Origin of the sequence: Curtobacterium sp. 260, from assembly GCF_030803485.1 — a bacterium.
In the GTDB taxonomy this organism is placed as follows: Bacteria; Actinomycetota; Actinomycetes; order Actinomycetales; family Microbacteriaceae; genus Curtobacterium.
This window is the reverse complement of record NZ_JAURUY010000010.1, coordinates 95147-114219: the sequence shown is the minus strand read 5'-3', so window position 1 is coordinate 114219 and position 19073 is coordinate 95147. Positions and strand designations below refer to the sequence as shown.

The following is a 19073-nucleotide window of genomic DNA, read 5'->3' as shown; positions in this document are numbered from 1 at the left end:
CCACACCCTCGGCCGACAGATCCCGGTCCTGGTCCACCTCACCGGCGGCACCCGCACCGCACTGGCACGCACCACCCGCGTCCAGTGACAGCACCCGGCGGACGACGCCGGACACGAACGCACCACCAGCACCACCGCAACCCGGTCGGACGAGGCAGACCGAGCCTCCCGACCGTCACCACCGGGCACCAGCCCACGAGCGAGAAGGGAACCCACCATGGGACTCGACGACAAGATCAAGAACGCCGCACAGGACCTGACCGGCAAGGCCAAGGAAGCCTTCGGCAACGCGACGAACAACGACGAGAAGGTCGCGGAGGGCAAGAAGGACCAGGCCGCTGCGAGCGCCAAGCAGACCGGCGAGGACGTCAAGGACGTCTTCAAGTAACAGCGGACCACGGCCGTCGCTCCCCGAGTGGAGCGGCGGCCGTCCTGTTCACAGAGGAGGAAGCCATGCAGCACGATCCGAACGCCCGGACGCAGATCACCGAGGTCGACCTGCCGCCCGAGCTGACCACCCCGCTCCCCGAGGATGCCGGGCCCCTGGTGGTCGCCGCCCGCACCGCGGCGGAGACGGCGCTCGGCGTGCCGGGCGTCCACCACCTGGGCGGGCTCGTCGCCCGCGCCGCCGACCGCGTCCGCTCGCAGCTCGGCCGCACCGCCGGAGCGCCCGGGGTGCAGGTCGACGACAACGACGGCACGCTCGACGTGACCGTGTCCGTCGTCATCAGCTACCCGCAGCCCGTCCGCGAGGTCGCCGAGGAGGTCCGCCGCCAGGTGGCCGCCGCGGTGTCGCAGCTCGGCGCCGGACAGCCCACCACGGTCGACGTCCGCGTGCTCGACGTGCACGGACCCTTCGACGACGAGCCGACCCCCGTCGACCGGGCCCGGGAGGCCGTGGGCGATGCGGTGGACCGCACGAAGGAGGCCGTCTCGGGTGCCGCGGAGGACGTCCGCGGCGGTGCCGCCGAGGTCGCCGAGCGTGCACGGGACGCCGCGCAGGACGCGGCGGGTGCCACGCGCGAGGCCGCCGGTCGCGCACGCGACGCCGCCGGCGACGCCGTCGACCGGGCACGGGAGACCGCGGGGGACCTGCGCGAGCGGGCGTCCGACGCCGTGGACACCGCGCGGGCGAAGGCGGCCGTCGCCGTCGACACGGCGCGCGAGACCGCATCCGACGCGGCGGAGCGTGCCGCGGAGAAGTCCTCCGACGCCGGCGACGCGGCGAAGCGGGCCGTCAGCGCGGCGAAGGACGCCGCGGCGGACGCCTCGCAGGAGGTCCGCGACCGTGCCTCCGGTGCTGCCTCGGCAGCGACCGACGCCGCGGCCGACGCGGGCGCAGCGGCCTCGGACGCCGCCGACTCCGCAGCGACCGCGACGCAGGACGCGGTGACCGCGACGCAGGACGCAGCGGACGGTGCACGTCGCGAGGGCAGCACCGACGCCGACGAGCCGTCGGCGGAGAGCGCACCCGCCGCGGACGAGCAGGTCGCCGACGCGCTGGACGAGGCAGCCGACCGCATCGAGCACGCCGCGGACGTCGTCCGCGACGAGGCCGACGCCCGCCACGACCAGGCCGCCGCCCACCGCAGCGGCGACGGCGAGGCACAGCGATGACCGCGTGGGCGGGACGCCGGGGCACCACCGCCCGGCGTCCTCGCCCGCGCGGCGTCTGGACCACGTCGGGCATCGGCATCGTGCTGGTGCTCGCCGTGGCCCTCGGCGGGTACCTGCCGCTCGTCGGGTTCCTCGGCGGCGTGACCGCCACCACAGCGGGGCTCGTGCCGTTCCCGTTCGTCCGGATCGCCCTCGTCACCGTGCTCGGCCTGGTGGTGGTCCTCGCCCTGCTGCTCTGGGCGCTGACCCGACGGCACACGGTCACGTCGGTGTTCGCCGTCGTGCTCGCGGTCCTGGTCAGCCTCGCGGTCACGGCCTACCCCGTGGTGACGATCGCCATCGCCTCGGCGGACCGCGCGGGCGACGTGTGGCCGATCATCACCGAGCTCTGGCAGCGCTTCACCGGCTGACGGTCCGCCCGCCCGACGACCGGTCAGTGTCCGGCGGCGGCCGCCAAGCGGGCCAGGCCCTCGTCGATCGTGATCGTCGGGGACCAGCCGAGGTCGTGGCGCGTCCGTCGCTGGTCGAACCAGTGGGCGGTGGACAGCTGCTCGGCGAGGAACCGCGTCATCGGCGGCTCGTCCGCCCCCGGACGCACCCGCCACACCGCCTCGACCACGGACCCGGCTGCACGGGCGACGGCGGCGGGTACGTGCCGCCGCGGTGCGGGGACGCCGGACGCGGTGCAGATGCCGGCCAGGAGCTCCCCCACCGGCCGCGGCTCCCCGTTCGTCAGGACGTAGGCGTTGCCGTGCACGGCGTCGTCCGCCGCGTGCTCGAGCGCAGCGACCATCGCCGAGGCCGCGTTGTCGACGTAGAGCGTGTCGATGAGTGCGGCGCCCGAGTCGAGGAGCGGCAGCCGGCCGGCACGTGCCCGGTCGACGATGCGTCCGACCAGCTGCGTGTCGCCCGGTCCCCACACCAGGTGCGGGCGGACGGCGACGACCGCGAAGCCCGGCTCGTCGGCCGCCAGCGCGAGGAGCTCCGCGGCGCCCTTCGTCCGCGCGTAGTGCCCGCGGGCGGCCATCGGCTCGGCGGGGTCGGCAGCGGCGCCGGCCAGCGACGACCCGGTGTGCGCCACGGACGGCGACGACACGAAGACGAAGCGCCCCACCCCGGCGGCCCGCGCGGCGTCGAGCAGCGCGCTCGTCCCGGCGATGTTGACCCGCGCGAAGTCGGCCGGGTCCCCGGCGAGCGAGACCTTCGCCGCCAGGTGCACCACGGCGTCGACGCCCTCGACCGCGCGCGCGACCGCAGCGGTGTCCGTCATCGTGCCGAGCGAGTCCTGCACGCCGTCGACCCGGGACGGCCGACGCTGGAACGTGCGGACGTCGTGCCCGGCGTCCCGGACGGCAGCGGCGGTCGCCCGGCCGAGGAAGCCGCTGGCACCGGTGACCAGGACCCTCACGGGCGGGTCATCCGGCCGCCGCCGAGCACCGTCGTCGCCCATCGCGACAGCCGGGCGCGGTCGACCTTCGAGTTGTGCCGGACGTCCGTCGGCAGCACCGGGACGACGAGCACCGCGGCGAGCGGGACCCCGGCGGCGGCGCGGACGGCGGCGGCGAGCTCGGCCGACGCGAGGCCGGGACGCCGGGCTGCGGGGACGGTCTCGACCACGGCGACGACCTGCTGGGTGCCGGACGGTCCGGTGCCCGCGATGCCGGCGCGGCCGACACCGTCGACGCGCTCGATGCGCTGCTCGGGTCCGACGGGTGTCACGACACCGTGCGGAGTCGTCACGACGTGCTGGAGCCGGCCCTCGATCCACAGGCGCCCGTCGGCGTCGAGGTGCCCGACGTCGCCGGTACGGTGCCCGCGCGGGTCGTCGACCCCGAGCCGCGAGACGCGGTCCGTGCGCCAGAGTCGGTCGTAGTGGTCGCGGACGTGCGGGGCCGCGACGACCACCTCGCCCGTGACGCCGGCCTGCTCCGTGAGGTCTCCGGTCGGTGCGCCGTCGGCGTCGAGCGGCGCGATCCGCACGCGGACACCGACCGCCGGTCGACCGACGCAGATGCCGTCGTCGGGAGCGGAACCCGCCGACCGGATGCCGTCCAGGTCGACGTCCGTCATGAGCAGGCCCTCGGTCATGCCGTAGGGCGTGTGCGCCGCTGCGTTCGGCATGAGGTCGGTGGCCGCCCGGAGGAGCGCCGCAGGCACCGGTGCCCCCGCGGACAGGAACAGACGCACCCGACCGAGGGCCTCGCGGTCGCCGGCCGCCAGCGCCGGTGCCGTCGCGACGACGTTCGCCAGCGCTGCGGGTGAGAGGAACACCACGGTCGCGTCCACGGCGGCCACTGCGTCGGCCACCGCCGACGCCGTCAGCGTGCGCGGACGGGTGACGTCCATGTCCGGGGCCACCGACCGGGCACCGAGGGCGGGACCGAGCAGGGCGAACGGCGCGAAGCCCGCGACCAGCCCCGTGCCGACGCCGACACCGTACTGCGCCGCGAGGACGTCCCGCACCGCGGTGAGCTGCCCGTGCGTGTAGACGACGCCCTTGGCCGGACCGGTCGAGCCCGAGGTGAACAGGACGGCCGCGGGTGCGTCCGGCGACGGTGCAGCGGGCAGGCCTGCTCCGGCTGCGAGTCGTCGGGCGCCACGTCGGGCGACCTCGGTCAGGGTGTGCTCCACGCCGAGGACCGCTCGCGCGGGGGCCGAGAGCGCGACCGTCGCGATGCGTCGACCCGGCCACCCGAGTGCGCGCGCAGCGCCGAGACCGGGCAGCGCCCCGATCACCCAGTCCGGCCGGGCGCCGCGGACGGCGCGGGTGAGCCCGCGCAGACCGAGGCCGGCGTCCGCGACGACGACCACGGCACCGATCCGGACGCAGGCGTACAGGACGGCCGTCAGGTCGGCCCCGGGCGTGACGAGCAACGAGACGCGGTCGCCGGGACGCACGCCGAGGTCGGCGAGACCGACGGCGACCTCGCGGACACGGCGGGCGAGCAGCCGCCACGAGACCGTCCGCGGGCCGCCGGGAGCGGCCATCTCGACGAGCGCCGGGCTCGCGTCGTCCGCGAGGTCGTCGAGGGCTGCCCAGAGCGGTCGGTCGGTCGCGGGGCCCTCGGTGGTCGCATCGGTCGCGTCGCTCGCGTCGGCCGTCCGGGCGTCGGCCGTCCGGGCGTCGGCTGTCCGGGCGTCGGCCGGGAGGCTCGACTCGCCGCCGCCGGGCGCGTGCCCGTCCGGCAGGCGGTCGCCGAGCCAGTCGAGCACCGTGCCCGCGACGTCGGCGTCGTCCGGCAGCAGGTGACCGGCACCCTCGAAGCGGTGCACGTCGGCGTGCGGCAACCGGTCGGCCAGGTCGTCGAGGTACCGCTCGAGGAACACCGGGTCACGTGGTCCCCACATGACGAGCGCCGGGACCTCGAGCGCCGCGACACCGGCCGCGATCCGGTCGAGCTCGGTCGCGCTGGGGTGCGCGGCGTCGACGGGGATGTCCGCCACGAACCCGCCGATGCCCCCGCGGCGGGCTGCTCCGCGGTACGGCGCCCGGTAGGCGTCGGCGGTCGGCCGGTCGAGCGTCGGGTGGGCGATGGCGAGCGTCGTCTCGAGGAACGCGGGCGTCAGGACGGTGCCGCGACCGAGCACGCCGGGACGCAGGGCCAGCCGCAGCGGTGCGGGGATCGGGGCGTCGTCGGGCTGGTGCACGGCGGTGTTGCACGTCGCCACGCCCACGACGAGGTCGGGGTGGTCGACCGCCCAGCCGAGCGAGACGACGCCGCCCCAGTCGTGCCCGAGCGTGACGACGGGTCCGGCGAGTCCGAGCTCGTCGGTCAGGGCGCCGAGGTCGCGCACGCGGTCGGCCAGACGGCGCTGGTCGGCGGTGCGCTCCGAGAAGCCCATGTCGAGCTGGTCGACGGCGATCACGCGCCAGGCCGGGCCACCGGCCCGGGCGACGCTGAGCGTGCGGGCCGCGACGGACCGCCAGAGGTAGGACCAGGTGGGGTTGCCGTGCACGCAGAGCAGGGTGCCGACCGGGGTGACGCCGAGTGCCTCGAGCTGACCGGCCGTGTCGAGGAGGTGCCAGGTGCGCGCGGGGTGGTGCGTGCCTCCCGGCCGGCCGTCCGGCGACGCGGGGACGGTGACCAGACGGGACCAGGCCGGGTCGAGTCCGGGCAGGGGCGGCGGGAGCGTCGCCGGGGCCGTGCTGGCGGCGACGCGCGGGAGGCCGGACCTCACCAGCGCAGTTCCATCATCGCCGTGTTGATGCCGGAGCCGACGCCTCCCAGGAAGACGCGGTCGCCGCGGGTGATGCCGCCGCGGTCGACCTCGTCGGCCAGGGTGATCGGGATCGACGCCGGGCCGACGTTGCCGTAGCGCTGGTAGGTGGTCGGGACCTTCGTGCGCGGGATGCCGATGGCCTCGACGAAGGCGTTCGTGTGCACGTCGGAGACCTGGTGGAGCACGTAGCGGTCCATGTCCTGCCAGTCGAAGTGCGATCGCGCCTCGGTCCAGGCGGCGACGACGAGCTCCATGCCGCCCTTCAGCAGCATCTTCGCGTCGGTGAACATGCCGTCCACGCTGCCGACGCACAGGTCGTACCACTGCGTCGCCGCGCGGGTGACGCCGCCGATGATGCGGTGCCCCTCGGGGTGGACGTCGGACGGGCCGAGCACGGCGGCCGCGGCGCCGGACCCGAGGGTCAGGCTCGCGAACTCGCTCATGAAGTCCTTGCGGTTCCGACCACCCTGGTTCAGGCGGTCGATCGTGTTGAGCTGCACCTGGTCGGCGTCCTCGCCGTCCACGATGAGCGCGTACTTGATCTGACCGGAGTCGATCATGCCCGCGGCGACGCTCATCGCGTTGACGAAGCCGAGGCACGCGTTCGCGATGTCGAAGTTGATGGCCGACGTCGGCAGCCCGAGCCCGTGGTGCAGGCGGACGGCGACGCTCGGCTCGAGGTGCGGACGGGTCACCGAGGTGTTGATCAGCAGGCCGACGTCCTCCGGGCGGATGCCGGCCTCGGCCATCGCGCGACGGCCGGCGTCGATCGCGGCGTCCTGGAAGGTCTGCCCCTCGCCCCAGTTGCGGCGCTCGGTGACACCGGCGACACGCTCGAGCAGACCGGTCGGGAGACGGAGCCGACGCAGCGCCCCGCGGAGCTTCGCCTCGATGTCCGCGGAGGTCGTCACACGGTCCGCGACGGTCGTCGCCACCGACAGCAGCGACACGTTCTGGTGCTTCGCCGTGGCGTTGCCGGGGCGCTCCGGTTCGCTGCTCGTCGACTGGTCGACCGGTCGTTCCGTCATGATCGTCACCGACACATACTTCCGCATCCGACCTGGATGTGCGATCCGGGTGCGCTGGGCGGCACCGGTCAGGCGTCCTTCGGCAGCTTGCGGACCTTGCTCCGGCGACGCCGACGGTCCGGGATCATCGACCGCATCTCCTCGAGCTTGCCGAAGCAGAGCAGGCGGTCGCTGGCCTGCAGCTCGACGCCGCTGCGGGGGTTCGGGATCACCGAGGCGCCGCGGTGCAGGGTCAGGACCGTGATGTCCCGGTCCCAGAGCCCGGACTCCTTGATGGTCTTGCCGACCAGGTCGGCGTTCGTGTGCACCAGGAGCTCGGCCACGCCGTAGCCGGTCGAGACGCTGAGGCGCTGACGGACGTCGATCTCCGGGAACGCGACCTGGTTGCCGATGAAGTCGATGATCGCGCCGGCGACGTCGAGGCCCGTCGCACGCTCGATGCCCTCGAGCCCCGGCGAGGAGTTGACCTCCATGACGAGCGGTCCGTCGTTGCCCTCGAGCATGTCGACACCCGCGACGCGGAGCCCCATGATCTGCGCCGAGCGCACCGCCGCCTCCTCGTACTCGGGGCTCAGCGTGACCTTCTCGACGGTGCCGCCGCGGTGCACGTTCGAGCGGAACTCGTCGCCGGAGGCACTGCGACGCATCGCAGCGACGACCCGGTCCCCCACGACCAGCGCACGGATGTCCCGGCCCCGGCTCTCGGAGATGAACGCCTGGATGAGCACGTTCTGCTTCGTGGAGTGCAGCGTCTCGACGATCGACTCGGCGACCTTCGCCTCGGGAGCAAGGATCACGCCGATGCCCTGCGTGCCCTCGAGCAGCTTGATGACGACCGGCGCCCCACCGACGCTGTCGATCGCCCCGCGGACGTCGGCACGGCTGTTCACGAACGTGGTCGCGGGCATGCCGATGTGGTGGCGGGACAGGATCTGGTTCGCCCGGAGCTTGTCGCGCGAGTTCGTGATGCCCGTCGCCGTGTTCGGCGTGTAGACGTCCATCTGCTCGAACTGCCGCACCACCGCGGTGCCGTAGTAGGTGATCGAGTTGCCGATCCGCGGGAGCACGGCGTCGTAGTCGCTGAGCAGCTTGCCCCGGTAGAGCAGGTCGGGCTCGTCACCGGACAGGTCGATGGCGAACCGTAGGGTGTTCAGCACCTTGACCTCGTGGCCGCGATCGACCGCGGCGGCACGCAGACGCTGCGTCGAGTACGCGTGCGGGGCGCGCGACAGGATGGCGAGTTTCATCGGGGTTGCTCCACGGGGTCGAGACGTCGACGGCGACGCTCAATCAAAGCATGCGACAGGATGGGCACATGGCCCGGAACCCGACGATCGCAGGATGGCGTGAGTGGGCTGCCCTGCCCGGGTTGGACCTGCCCTGGATCAAGGTGAAGCTCGACACCGGGGCGCGGAGCTCGGCACTGCACGCGTTCGACCTCGAGGAGCTCCCCGGCGACCGCGTCCGCTTCTCGGTGCACCCGTGGCAGGACACCGACGCCGATGCCGTCACGCACGAGTGCGACGTGCACGACCGACGGATCGTCCGGAGCTCGACGGGGCACACGCAGGAGCGCATCGTCGTGCTGACGCCGATCACGCTCGCGGGTCGCACGATCGACGCCGAGGTCACGCTGAGCAACCGCGACCAGATGGGCTTCCGCATGCTCGTCGGCCGCGAGGCGCTGCGCCAGGGCTTCCTGGTCGACCCCGCGCGGTCGTTCATGGCCGGCCGGGCCCCGAAGGAGATCCGGCGGCGCAACCGCGGTCGCGCCTGAGGCGCGGGGCCGCGCGTTCCGCACCACGGCGGACGGGAGGCGCGGGGCGGGTCGGATCCGCGCCTCCCGTCCGCCGCTCGGGTCGCGCCCCGCAGCCCGGATGACGCTCCGTGACGGCGGCCGTTCCCCCGCCGAGGTGACGTGCCTACGCTCCACGCACCGGCCCAGTCGCCGGCGTCCCGGACCCGAGGAGACCGACGTGACCGACCAGACCATCGCCCGCCAGGTGGACGACTTCAACCAGGGCTTCACCACCCAGATCGGCCCGGAGCTGTCCGCGGTCTTCGACGGCGAGCAGGCCGACCTGCGCGCCTCGGGGGTGCCCGACGGGGTCGTCGGTGTCGGCGAGACCGCCCCGGACGCGCGACTCGTCACCCCGACCGGCGACGAGACGTCGTTCGCCGCCGTCCGCGGCTCCACGCCGACCGTCGTCGTCTTCTACCGCGGCGCCTGGTGCCCCTACTGCAACATCACGCTGCGCACCTACCAGCAGGAGCTCCTGCCGGCGCTGCGGGAGCGGGGCGTCCAGCTCGTCGCGGTCTCGCCGCAGACGCCGGAGGCCGCCGAGCAGTCGATCGCGAACGGGGAGCTGGAGTTCCCGGTGCTGACCGACCCGGAGAACGTGCTCGCCGGACGCTTCGGCATCGTCACGGAGCCGAGCGACGCCGCGCGGGCGGCGCACACGCAGCTCGGGTTCGACGTCGCCGACAGCAACGCCGACGACACCGCGGCGATCCCGTTCCCGTCGGTCTTCGTGATCGACGCGGACGGCGCGGTCCGCTCCGCTGACGTGCACGTCGACTACACGACGCGCACCGAGGTCGCGGACGTGCTGACCGCGGTCGACGCCCTGGTGGTCCCCGCGCCCTGACCGGCCGCTCGGCGCGGAGCCGACCGGGGCGGACGGGAGGCGCGGGCCGGGTGACGGACGTCCGTCACCCGGACCGCGCCTCCCGACCGCACCGCGGCGCGGCCGTCAGGGCAGGAGTGCGGACGCCACCGCGCGTGCGGTGGCGGAGTCCGCAGCGGGGTCGCGCAGGCGCATCGCCAGCGCACCCGAGACGACGAGCAGCAGCTGCTCGGCGAGCGCCGGGGCACGGTCGCCGACGAGCGGACGAGCCGTCTCCGTCAGCCGCCGTCGCAGGGTGTCGGTCTCGCGGTCGAGGACGGCGCGCAGGTCCTCCGGGGCATCGACGTACTCGGCAGCGGTGCCGAGGAAGGCGCACCAGCGGGAGCCCGTCGGGGTGGACCGGTACTCGTCGAGCGCGTCGAACACGGCGAGCAGGCGGCCGCGGTCGTCGGTCGCCCGCTCGAGGGCACGGTCCCACGTCGCGACCCAGTCGTCGTGTCGTCGGTCGAGCGCCGCGGCGACCAGGGCCTCCTTGCTCGGGTACCCGCGGTAGAGCGTCGCCGACGACACCCCCGCGCGTTCGAGCACCGCGTCGACGGGGGTCGCCGCGATCCCGCGGGTGAAGAACAGTTCCTCGGCGGCGTCGAGCACCCGTTGCTCGGTCCCTGGACGCATCGCCATGCAGCCAGCCTAGGGTCGCAGAAGTGAAACGATCGTTTTTGTTACCGACCTCCGTCCTGCTCGCGAGCGGGCTGGGGCTCGTCGCTGCGACCTACGGCCTGGTGCGCCTGGCGTTCGGGCTCTTCCTGCCGGACGTCCAGCGCGACCTCGGCTTCGGCGCGGACGTCGGCGGTGCGGTGTCCTCGGGCGCCTCGGTCCTGTACTGCACCGGTGCCGTCGTGGGGTTCCTGCTCGCGGGCCGCGCTGCCCGGTGGCTCGTCGTGGGCGCGGCGCTCACCGCAGGCCTCGGCGCGATCACGACGGCGGCGAGCGCGACGACCGTCGTGTTCGGGGTGGCCGCCGTGGTGGCGTCGGCCGGGGCCGGGCTGGCGTCGCCGGCGATGGTGCAGCTGGTCGCCGGCCGGCTCGACGACGCCGCTCGCGACCGGGCCCAGGCTGTGGTGAACTCCGGGACGGGCCCGGGGCTCGTCGCGGCCGGGGTCCTCGCGCTCGTGCTGCTGCCGGACTGGCGCACCGCCTGGGCCGCCGCCGGCGTGGTCACGCTGTTGGTCGGTGCGGTGGTGTTCCTCGCGGCCGGGCGCGGGGCACCGGACGCGCGCTCCGCCCCGGCTCAGGGCTCCGCACTCCGGCACCCCGCGGTCCGGCGCTCCGCGCCCCGGCGCCCCGCGCTCCGCGCGGCGCTCCCGGGCCGGTCGTGGTTCGGCGCACAGGTCGTGCCGGTCGTGGTCGCGCTCCTCTTCGGTGCGGGCTCGGCGGTGGTCTGGACCTACGGCCGCTCAGCGCTCGTCGGAGCCGGCGTGCCGAGCGGACTGACGGTCGTCGCGTGGATCGCGCTCGGCGTCGGCGGGGCCTCGGTCGCGGTGACGGCACGATGGACGAGCGGGCTGCCCGCTGCCCGCCTGTGGCTGCTGACGACGACGCTCGCCGCCGTCGCGGTGCTCACGCTCGGCCTGCTGCCCCACGTCGTCGGGGCCGCACTGGTGGCGTGCGCGCTGTTCGGGTGGGGCTACACCGCGGCGACGGGCGCGCTCATCGCCTGGACGACCGAGATCGACCAGGACCACGCGGCCGCGGGCACCGCGCTGCTCTTCGTGGTGCTCGTCGCCGGCCAGGCACTCGGGGCAGCGGCGGCCGGCGTGCTGGTCGGGCCCGTGGGCACGGCGACGACCTTCACCGCGGCAGCCGCCGTCGTGGCGGTCGCTGCCACCACACCGCTCGTCGTCGCCCGGCGGGACCTGCGGCCGGCGGCGCCCACCCGGTAGCGTTGCCCGCATGGGGTGGACGAGGGAGGGGTGGGCCCGGTTGCCCGTCGGACCGCGGGAGCACCGGCAGGACGCACTGCTCGCGCTCGTGCTCGGCGTCGGGTTGGCCGTCACGACCACGCTGTACGGCGCCGCGGGCGTCTACGAGGACGACCAGGCGCCGTGGTGGGTGTCGGCGCTCATGGTGGTCGCGAACGCCGCGCCGATCGCGTTCCGCCGCCGCTGGCCGATGACCGTCGCCGTCGTGTCCGCGCTGGCGTTCGCCGCGACACAGCTGCTCCACGTCCCCGAGATCATCCTCGTCAACTTCACCCTCTTCATCGCGCTGTACACGGTCGGGGCGTGGTGCTCGGACCGGATCCGCGCCGAGGTGGTCCGCTGGGTGATCATCGGCGGGATGTTCGCGTGGGTGTTCCTCGCGCTCTCGTTCGGGTGGGCGGTGCCGAACGCGCTGCCGAACGACGACGACGCGCTGATCCCGCCGTACATCGCGTACTCGCTCGTCAACATCCTCATCAACGTGCTCTACTTCGGCGGCGCCTGGTACGCCGGCAACCGCGCGTGGGCAGCCGCGGTGGCCAAGCACGACCTCGCCGAACGCACCGCGGAGCTCGCCGCCGAACGAGAGCGCACGGCTGCCCAGGCGATCACCCTCGAGCGCGTGCGGATCGCCCGCGAGCTGCACGACGTCGTGGCCCACCACGTGTCGCTGATGGGTGTCCAGGCCGGAGCCGCCCGACGCGTGGTCGGCCGCGACCCGGAGCAGGCGACCGCCTCGCTCACGGTGGTCGAGGACAGCGCACGCACCGCGGTCGAGGAACTCCGCCGCATGCTGGGGACCCTGCGCGAGGACGACCCCGGCGCGAGCGCGACCGACACCGCGCCGAGCACGGCCGGGCTCGGTCGGATGCCGGAGCTGGTCGACGCCGTCCGCTCCTCGGGCCGGGACGCCGGGCTCGTCGTGGTCGGTGACGAGCGCTCGGTGCCGCCGACGGTCGGGGCCGTGGCGTTCCGCATCGCGCAGGAGGCCGTGACGAACGTCGTCAAGCACGCCGGCCCCACCGCCCGCGCGGACCTGCGCCTGCGGTACCTCGACGACGGGATCGAGGTCGAGGTCGCCGACGACGGACACGGCGCCGGCGCGGTCCGCGACCCCGGCGGCAGCGGGCTGGGCCACGTCGGCATGCGGGAGCGCGTCGCCGCCGTGGGCGGTCGCATCGAGATCGGGCCCCGCGCCCGGGGAGGGTACCTGGTACGGGCATGGCTGCCGACGACCTGACGATCGTGCTCGCGGACGACCAGGACCTGGTGCGTGCCGGCTTCCGCGTCATCCTGGAGTCCGAGCCGGGCTTCCGCGTGGTCGGCGAGGCCCCGGACGGCGGCGCCGCGGTCGAGGCGGTCGTCGCGCTGCGACCCGACGTCGTGTGCCTCGACGTCCAGATGCCCGGCGTCGACGGGCTCGAGGCGGCACGACGCATCGGCGCGCTCCCGGACCCGCCGGCGGTGCTCGTGCTCACCACGTTCGACGACGACGACGCCCTGTTCCAGGCGCTCGAGGCGGGGGCGAGCGGGTTCCTGCTGAAGAACGCCTCCCCCGAACGGCTGATCGACGCCGTCCGCACGGTCGCCGCCGGGGACGCCCTGCTCGCCCCCGACGTCACGCGCCGGGTGATCAGCCGCGCGACCGCCGGGCACGGCCCCACCTGCCCCGCGCACGCCGGGCACACGGCGTCCCCGGCCGACGACGGTGCTGCCGCCATCGCCACCGCGGGGCTCACCGAACGCGAGGCCGAGGTCCTGCGACTGCTCGCGCGCGGCTGCAGCAACGCCGAGATCGCCCGCGCGCTCTTCGTCGGCGAGGCGACCGTCAAGACGCACGTGTCGAACGTCCTGCAGAAGACCGGCGTGCGCGACCGCATCCAGGCGGTCGTGTGGGCCTTCGAGCACGGCGTCTCCTCCGCGGCCTGACGGACCCCGCTCCCCCGCGCGGTGGAGCCGGGGCGTCGGGAAGTCCCGCCTCCCGCCGGAGGTGGGCAGTGCCTCCCGGACCGTAGCGTCGAGACGTCGGCGAGGACCGCCGGCGGAAGGGGAACGGGCGATGCTCACCATCGAAGGCGTGACGAAGCACTTCGGCGACCGCCGGGTGCTCGACGACGTGGGGTTCTCGGTCGGCAGCGGCCGACTGACCGGGTTCGTCGGCGGCAACGGCGCCGGCAAGACGACCACCATGCGGATCCTGCTCGGCGTGCTGCAGGCCGACACCGGGCGCGTGTCGATCGACGGCGCCGAGGTCCGCCCGACCGACCGCCGCCGCTTCGGCTACATGCCCGAGGAACGCGGGCTCTACCCGAAGATGCCGGTCGCCGAGCAGATCACCTACCTCGCACGCCTGCACGGTGTCGACAAGCGGACCGCGGGGCAGCGGACCACCGCGCTGCTCGAACGACTCGAGCTCACGCAGCACGCGAGCGACGCCGTCGAGAAGCTCTCGCTCGGCAACCAGCAGCGCGTGCAGGTCGCTGCGGCGCTCGTCCACGACCCCGAGGTCCTGGTGCTCGACGAGCCGTTCTCGGGCCTCGACCCGATGGCCGTCGACACCGTGCTCGGCGTGCTCCGCGAGCAGGCGGCGAAGGGTGTCCCGGTGCTCTTCTCGAGCCACCAGCTCGACGTGGTCGAGCGGCTGTGCGACGACGTCGTCGTGATCGCCGACGGGACGATCCGTGCCGCCGGCTCCCAGGAGGACCTGCGCCGCAGCGCCGGCCCCGCCGCGTGGGAGCTGCTCGTCGACGGCGACGTCGCGTGGATCCGCGACGAACCCGGCGTGACCATGCGCGAGTTCGACGGCGGGTACGCGGTGTTCGAGGCCGACGAGCCCACGGCGCAGCGTGTCCTGCAGCGCGCCGTCCAGCACGGCACGGTGGGCTCGTTCGCCCCACGCGTGCCCCGTCTCAGCGAGGTCTTCCGGGAGGTCGTCCGATGACCAGCCACTTCGTCGACGCCGTCCGGCTCGTGACCGTCCGCGAGATCCAGGCCCGCGTCCGCAGCAAGGCCTTCGTGGTCTCTGCCGCGATCCTGGTGCTCGCCGTCGTCGTGTCCGTCGTCATCGCGGGCATCATCGGCAAGGCGACCGCCGACGACACCACACCCGTCGCGGTGGTCGACGGCGTCTCGCTCCAGTCCACCGACGGCCTCGACGTCACCCCGACCACCACCGTCGCCCAGGCCGAGCGCCTCGTGCGGAGCGGTGACGTGGACGCCGCCGTCGTGCCGTCCGACGACACCCTCGGGTACAGCGTCGTCGGGCTCGAGGACACCCCGACCGACGTCGTCGGTGCCCTCAGCGTCACCCCTGCGGTGGAGCTCCTGCAGCCCGGCACGCTCTCGGCGGGCCTGGTGTCCGCCATCGGCATCCTGTTCGGCGTCGTCTTCTTCACCTCCGCCGTGACCTTCGGGTCGTCGATCGCGCAGAGCGTCGTCGAGGAGAAGTCGACGCGGGTGGTCGAGATCCTGATGGCCGCCATCCCGGCCCGTGCCCTGCTCGCCGGGAAGGTGCTCGGCAGCAGCATCATGGCGTTCGCGCAGATCATCGCCATCGCGATCGCCGGCGCCGTGGCCCTCGCGGTCACCGGGCAGGACAACCTGTTCACGTTGCTCGGCCCCAGCGTGATGTGGTTCGTCGGCTTCTTCGCCGTCGGCTTCGTGCTCATCGCCGCGCTGTTCGCCGCGTCCGCCGTGCTCGTCTCCCGCCAGGAGGACGTCGGCAGCGTCACGATGCCCGTGATGCTCCTCGTGATGATCCCGTACATCCTCATCGTCTCGGCGGCGGACAACGAGACGATCGTCGGGATCATGTCGTACGTCCCGTTCAGCGCGCCGATCGGGATGCCGATGCGGATCTTCCTCGGGACCGCCGAGTGGTGGGAGCCGATCCTGTCGCTGCTGCTCGTCGCCGCGTCGGTCGTCGTGGTCGTCGCCGTGGGCGCGCGCATCTACGAGAACGCGCTGCTCCGGACCGGCGGACGGGTGAAGCTGACGGAGGCGATCCGCGGCTGACGTCGCCGCACGACGGACGGGAGGCGCGGTGCCGGCTGGCACCGTGCCTCCCGTCCGGATCGCGGATACGCCGGGCGCGGGCGCGGGGCGCCCCGCACAACCACACGCACGTCACGCCACGGAACCGCACGGCGCGACGTGCCGTCCGCTGTGCGGGAGCACGTCACGCCACGCGGATGCCGCCGGACGGGAGGCACGGGACCGGACCGCACCGCGCCTCCCGTCGGGATCGCGGCCGCGCCGGGCGCGGGGCGCCCCGCACAACCACACGCACGTCACGCCACGGAACCGCACGGCGCGACGTGCCGTCCGCTGTGCGGGAGCACGTCACGTCACGCTGGATGCCGCCGGACGGGAGGCACGGGACCGGACCGCACCGTGCCTCCCGCCCGAAACGCAGCCGTGCCGGGCGCGGGGCGCCCCGCCCAACCAGGAGCACGTCGCGCCACGAAACCGCGCGGCGCGACGTGCCTTCCGTTGTGCGGGAGCACGTCACGCCACGCAGGCGTCGCCGACGCGACGGCGCCACCGCCGCACGACGGGCCCGTCAGAGCTGGCCGAAGGCCGCCTGCGCGCCCAGGCTCGTCCCCGCGACGAGCACCCACAGCACGATGCCGAGCAGCATCGGCCGGAACCCGGCCCGGCGGAGCGCCGCGAAGTCCGTCGAGACCCCGACGGCCGCCAGCGCCACCGTGATGAGGAAGGTCGCCGCCGTCGAGAACCCCGGGGCCGCCGCCGCGGGCAGGACTCCGGTGGTCCGGAGGAGGACCACGACGAGGAAGCCGACCAGGAACCACGGGACCAGCCGCAGCACGCGGACGCCCCCGGCACGACCCGTGCCGTCGACGGCGGCGGGTTGCGAGCGGGCGGTGCGGCGCGCCTCGAGGCCGGCGAGCCCGATCACGATCGGGATGATCATCAGGGTCCGCACGAGCTTGACGACGACGGCGGTGTCCGTCGCCTGACGGCCGTAGACCGTGGCGGTCGCGACGACGGAGGACGTGTCGTTCACGGCGGTCCCGGCGAAGACGCCGAACGCGTGCTGGGACAGGCCGAGCGCGTGGCCGACGAGCGGGAAGACGAAGACCGCGGCGATGTTGCAGAGGAAGATCGTCGACAGGGCGTAGGCGACCTCGGCGCTGGCGGCACCGACCACGGGGGTGACGGCGGCGATGGCCGATGCGCCGCAGATGCCCGTGCCGACCCCGATCAGTGTGCGGAGCGTGCTCGACACCCGGAGCAGCCGGCCGATCCCCCACGCCGCGACGAGGCACACCACGAGCGTCGTGAGCATCACGGGGAGGGTCTCACCGCCGATGCGCAGGACCTCGCCGATCGACAGCTGTGCGCCGAGGAGCACGACCGCTGCCTGCAGGACGCGGCTCGACGCGAACTTCACGCCGGGCTGGAGCCCACCGAGGTCAGCTGCTCCGTCGTCCTGGGCCCGTCGACGCCGGACGAGCCAGCCGACCAGCGCACCGAGCAGGACGGCCGGCACCGGACCGCCGACGACCGGGACCGCGCGGCCGACCAGGGTCGCGGCGACGCCGATCACGACGGCGAGCGCGACACCGGGCAGGGCAGCGACGAGCGCCGGGCGGGACAGGGGCATGCGGACCAGCATCCCACCGTCCGGTGCCCAGGCGGTACGGGCAGGCTGAGGTGGTGGACCATCAGTCGGAGCCGTGGGTGCAGCGACTGCGCGACGGCGTCGTGCCGCCGCTGTGGCCGTTCGTCGCGGGCGCGCTCGGCCTGTTCGCCGTCGCGGTCGGCGTGCTCGTCTTCGAGGCGCGGTTCGTCGACCAGGCTTCACTCACCGGCCGCGGCTCGGTCGCCGTCCTCCTGCCGCTGCTCGGCGCCGTGGGCTCCGTCGTCGCGCCGATCAGCGCCTGGCGGGACGGACGACGGGACCGACGTGCGCTCCGGCACGCGCACGGCCACGGCCGGGGTCGACCGGCGTTCCACCTCCCGGTCTCCGCCCGCGGGACCATCGCCGGACAGGACCTCCCCGACCCGCGGATCGCGCTCGTCACCGTCGACCGGAGCGGGTTGCTCGGCTGGTCCCCCGTGTCACCCGACCCGGTGGTGACGATCCCCTGGGCGCGCGTCGCACGGATCGACCTGGCCACGAAGGACCACCGCGGGCGACGGGAGGACTACGGGCTGTGGCTCACGCTGACGGACGGCGGAACGTTCGTCCTCGAACCGCGTTCGGCACTCGGTCGACCGTTCAGCGCGACCCAGCCCCGGCTCGGCGTCCTGCGGGACGTGCTGCGGGCGCTGCGACCCGGGTCGGGGCCCGGGTCAGCGCCCGGGTCCGGGTCCGCCGGTCGACGCGGAGCACCGCGCTGAGTGACGGCGCGGCGGGACGTCACCGGGCGGGCGGGACGTCCCCGGACATCGCCACCCGACCGGCAGCGTCGTCCCACGTGTACGTCGCGGTCGCTCGACCGGAGGGGTCGGCGTTGCTGTCCGCGCCCTGCGGGTAGCGGTACTCGACGCGGATCGACCTCGCGGACTCCCGCGTCACCTGCGGGACGAACGGGTACTGCTCCTTCGTCGCCGTCCCCAGGTACGTCCCGTCGTTGAAGAGCAGGATCGCGACCGGCGAGCTCGCGGTGCCGTCGACGACGCTGACGGTCACCGCGGACAGCGCGGCGCAGCCGTCGTAGACCGAGGTGTCGGCGTTCGACGCGTCCCACCGCGCCGACTCGAGGCCGGCGGGCAGCGGGAGGTCGGCGATCGGACCAGCGGCGGCGGCGGCCCCGTCGGACGGTCCGCAGGAGGGTGTCGCGGTCGGCGTCGACGACGGGCCCGGGGTCCCGCTGCCCGTCGTCGACGACGAGGACGACGCCGAGGTCGAGGGCGTGAACGTCCGCGTGACGGTCGCGGTCGGGCCATCGCCGCCCCCGCCGGTGCACCCCGCGAGGGCGAGGGACGCCCCGACGACGATCAGGAGCAGGCCGGCGGGACGAGAGTGACGTGTGGTGCGCATGGGACCACCCTGCCCGCCGCGCTGCCCGGATGTTCATCCCCCGACCGCACCGACGCCTGGAGACCCCACCGGCTGTCGGCGTACCATCCAGGCGGAAGCAAGGGCGGTTCCGAACACCTCCCGAGCACCGACCTCACGGGCCGGTCGAGTCAGACACAGATCAGAGCACGCCGTGACCGAACACCTCATCGAGTACGTCGCCCGCGACCGGACGGGCATCACCACCGTCGTCACCACGACCGGTGTCTTCGACGTCGACACCGTCATCGACCACATCCGCGCCGGGCACGCCGGCTACTACGTCGCCGCCGATTCGTGGAAGCGGACGCCGGTCCGGAGCATGTCGTTCATCGGCGGTTCCTACCTGTTCGCGAACTGGGACGGCTCGAAGCGGAACATGCTCCACGACCTCGCCTTCCGGATGCCGACCCGCGCGGTCGAGGTCGTCCAGCAGCCGCGGCGCTCGTGGCGACTGACGCGCGCCCTGCGCGGGCTGTTCTCACGGGCGGCCTGAACCGCCGGTACCCGGCTGCGGACGGACGGGAGGCTCGGTGCCGGTCGGCACCGAGCCTCCGTCCCGTCACGCCCC

General features: G+C 74.3%; 19 protein-coding genes. 12 read left to right on the top strand and 7 right to left on the bottom strand.

The window, feature by feature from the left end; translation table 11 throughout:
• Positions 1-217 precede the first annotated feature (217 nt).
• The 3 genes from J2X59_RS12260 to J2X59_RS12250 all read left to right on the top strand — a co-directional run bounded on the left by J2X59_RS12260 (position 218) and on the right by J2X59_RS12250 (position 2027).
• Positions 218-388, top strand: coding sequence for a CsbD family protein (locus tag J2X59_RS12260; protein ID WP_066656081.1), 171 nt, complete (start codon positions 218-220; stop codon positions 386-388).
• Between the two features lie 65 nt (positions 389-453).
• On the top strand, positions 454-1617 hold the full coding sequence (locus tag J2X59_RS12255; RefSeq protein ID WP_326496857.1) for an Asp23/Gls24 family envelope stress response protein: 1164 nt from the start codon (positions 454-456) through the stop codon (positions 1615-1617).
• Positions 1614-2027, top strand: a complete 414-nt coding sequence (locus J2X59_RS12250; RefSeq protein ID WP_209685812.1) for an MFS transporter permease — start codon at positions 1614-1616, stop codon at positions 2025-2027. The genes J2X59_RS12255 and J2X59_RS12250 overlap by 4 nt, the downstream gene beginning before the upstream one ends.
• A 23-nt stretch (positions 2028-2050) precedes the next feature.
• Here the strand turns inward: J2X59_RS12250 and J2X59_RS12245 are convergent, their stop codons facing one another.
• The 4 genes from J2X59_RS12245 to rimK form a co-directional block, all read right to left on the bottom strand.
• Entirely contained in the window at positions 2051-3025 is a 975-nt protein-coding gene (locus J2X59_RS12245) for an NAD-dependent epimerase/dehydratase family protein (protein WP_326496856.1), read from the bottom strand.
• Entirely contained in the window at positions 3022-5796 is a 2775-nt protein-coding gene (locus J2X59_RS12240) for an alpha/beta fold hydrolase (protein ID WP_326496855.1), read from the bottom strand. Before J2X59_RS12240 ends, J2X59_RS12245 begins: the two co-directional genes overlap by 4 nt.
• Positions 5793-6866 (bottom strand): 3-oxoacyl-ACP synthase III, encoded by a 1074-nt coding sequence (locus J2X59_RS12235; protein WP_066658652.1) that lies wholly within the window; start codon positions 6864-6866, stop codon positions 5793-5795. The genes J2X59_RS12240 and J2X59_RS12235 overlap by 4 nt, the downstream gene beginning before the upstream one ends.
• A 68-nt stretch (positions 6867-6934) precedes the next feature.
• Positions 6935-8113, bottom strand: coding sequence for a 30S ribosomal protein S6--L-glutamate ligase (gene rimK / locus J2X59_RS12230; protein WP_058727301.1), 1179 nt, complete (start codon positions 8111-8113; stop codon positions 6935-6937).
• A gap of 68 nt (positions 8114-8181) precedes the next feature.
• Here rimK and J2X59_RS12225 point away from each other — a divergent pair, with 68 nt between their 5' ends.
• Together J2X59_RS12225 and J2X59_RS12220 are read left to right on the top strand one after the other, a co-directional pair.
• The gene (locus J2X59_RS12225; RefSeq protein WP_066656091.1) at positions 8182-8643 is read left to right on the top strand and encodes an ATP-dependent zinc protease family protein; all 462 of its coding nucleotides are present in this window, start codon (positions 8182-8184) and stop codon (positions 8641-8643) included.
• A gap of 199 nt (positions 8644-8842) precedes the next feature.
• Complete coding sequence (locus J2X59_RS12220; RefSeq protein ID WP_326496854.1) at positions 8843-9514, top strand: peroxiredoxin-like family protein; 672 nt, start codon at positions 8843-8845, stop codon at positions 9512-9514.
• A gap of 105 nt (positions 9515-9619) precedes the next feature.
• Here J2X59_RS12220 and J2X59_RS12215 read toward each other — a convergent pair whose 3' ends face one another.
• Positions 9620-10174: a TetR/AcrR family transcriptional regulator gene (locus J2X59_RS12215; protein WP_066656095.1), complete on the bottom strand. Its 555-nt coding sequence runs from the start codon at positions 10172-10174 to the stop codon at positions 9620-9622.
• 23 nt (positions 10175-10197) lie between these two features.
• Between J2X59_RS12215 and J2X59_RS12210 the strand changes: the two genes are divergently transcribed.
• From J2X59_RS12210 to J2X59_RS12190, 5 genes are all read left to right on the top strand, one after another.
• Complete coding sequence (locus J2X59_RS12210) at positions 10198-11436, top strand: MFS transporter (protein WP_326496853.1); 1239 nt, start codon at positions 10198-10200, stop codon at positions 11434-11436.
• Positions 11437-11446: 10 nt separating this feature from the next.
• Positions 11447-12715, top strand: coding sequence for a sensor histidine kinase (locus J2X59_RS12205; protein ID WP_209685822.1), 1269 nt, complete (start codon positions 11447-11449; stop codon positions 12713-12715).
• Positions 12697-13404, top strand: a complete 708-nt coding sequence (locus J2X59_RS12200; protein WP_326496852.1) for a response regulator transcription factor — start codon at positions 12697-12699, stop codon at positions 13402-13404. The genes J2X59_RS12205 and J2X59_RS12200 overlap by 19 nt, the downstream gene beginning before the upstream one ends.
• A 130-nt stretch (positions 13405-13534) precedes the next feature.
• A complete protein-coding gene (locus tag J2X59_RS12195; protein WP_326496851.1) occupies positions 13535-14416 on the top strand; it encodes an ABC transporter ATP-binding protein in 882 nt (293 codons plus the stop codon).
• Positions 14413-15489 (top strand): ABC transporter permease, encoded by a 1077-nt coding sequence (locus tag J2X59_RS12190; RefSeq protein ID WP_326496850.1) that lies wholly within the window; start codon positions 14413-14415, stop codon positions 15487-15489. Before J2X59_RS12195 ends, J2X59_RS12190 begins: the two co-directional genes overlap by 4 nt.
• Positions 15490-16036: 547 nt before the next feature.
• Here the strand turns inward: J2X59_RS12190 and J2X59_RS12185 are convergent.
• Positions 16037-17101 carry a YeiH family protein gene (locus tag J2X59_RS12185; RefSeq protein WP_326496849.1) on the bottom strand — a complete coding sequence of 355 codons (1065 nt, stop codon included), beginning with the start codon at positions 17099-17101 and terminating at the stop codon, positions 16037-16039.
• Positions 17102-17154: 53 nt separating this feature from the next.
• Here J2X59_RS12185 and J2X59_RS12180 point away from each other — a divergent pair, with 53 nt between their 5' ends.
• The gene (locus J2X59_RS12180; protein ID WP_326496848.1) at positions 17155-17841 is read left to right on the top strand and encodes a hypothetical protein; all 687 of its coding nucleotides are present in this window, start codon (positions 17155-17157) and stop codon (positions 17839-17841) included.
• A 19-nt stretch (positions 17842-17860) separates the two neighbouring features.
• Here the strand turns inward: J2X59_RS12180 and J2X59_RS12175 are convergent, their stop codons facing one another.
• Positions 17861-18484, bottom strand: coding sequence for an LppP/LprE family lipoprotein (locus J2X59_RS12175; protein ID WP_326496847.1), 624 nt, complete (start codon positions 18482-18484; stop codon positions 17861-17863).
• 172 nt (positions 18485-18656) lie between these two features.
• Between J2X59_RS12175 and J2X59_RS12170 the strand changes: the two genes are divergently transcribed.
• Positions 18657-18998: a hypothetical protein gene (locus tag J2X59_RS12170; protein WP_066656115.1), complete on the top strand. Its 342-nt coding sequence runs from the start codon at positions 18657-18659 to the stop codon at positions 18996-18998.
• Positions 18999-19073 lie beyond the last annotated feature (75 nt).

Bases quoted from the DNA above. Each gene is read 5' to 3' on its own strand.
- J2X59_RS12260 (WP_066656081.1), top strand. From the start codon at position 218: ATGGGACTCGACGACAAGATCAAGAACGCCGCACAGGACCTGACCGGC.
- J2X59_RS12255 (WP_326496857.1), top strand. From the start codon at position 454: ATGCAGCACGATCCGAACGCCCGGACGCAGATCACCGAGGTCGACCTG.
- J2X59_RS12250 (WP_209685812.1), top strand. From the start codon at position 1,614: ATGACCGCGTGGGCGGGACGCCGGGGCACCACCGCCCGGCGTCCTCGC.
- J2X59_RS12235 (WP_066658652.1), bottom strand. From the start codon at position 6,866: ATGACGGAACGACCGGTCGACCAGTCGACGAGCAGCGAACCGGAGCGC.
- rimK (WP_058727301.1), bottom strand. From the start codon at position 8,113: ATGAAACTCGCCATCCTGTCGCGCGCCCCGCACGCGTACTCGACGCAG.
- J2X59_RS12225 (WP_066656091.1), top strand. From the start codon at position 8,182: ATGGCCCGGAACCCGACGATCGCAGGATGGCGTGAGTGGGCTGCCCTG.
- J2X59_RS12215 (WP_066656095.1), bottom strand. From the start codon at position 10,174: ATGGCGATGCGTCCAGGGACCGAGCAACGGGTGCTCGACGCCGCCGAG.
- J2X59_RS12205 (WP_209685822.1), top strand. From the start codon at position 11,447: ATGGGGTGGACGAGGGAGGGGTGGGCCCGGTTGCCCGTCGGACCGCGG.
- J2X59_RS12200 (WP_326496852.1), top strand. From the start codon at position 12,697: ATGGCTGCCGACGACCTGACGATCGTGCTCGCGGACGACCAGGACCTG.
- J2X59_RS12195 (WP_326496851.1), top strand. From the start codon at position 13,535: ATGCTCACCATCGAAGGCGTGACGAAGCACTTCGGCGACCGCCGGGTG.
- J2X59_RS12190 (WP_326496850.1), top strand. From the start codon at position 14,413: ATGACCAGCCACTTCGTCGACGCCGTCCGGCTCGTGACCGTCCGCGAG.
- J2X59_RS12185 (WP_326496849.1), bottom strand. From the start codon at position 17,101: ATGCCCCTGTCCCGCCCGGCGCTCGTCGCTGCCCTGCCCGGTGTCGCG.
- J2X59_RS12175 (WP_326496847.1), bottom strand. From the start codon at position 18,484: ATGCGCACCACACGTCACTCTCGTCCCGCCGGCCTGCTCCTGATCGTC.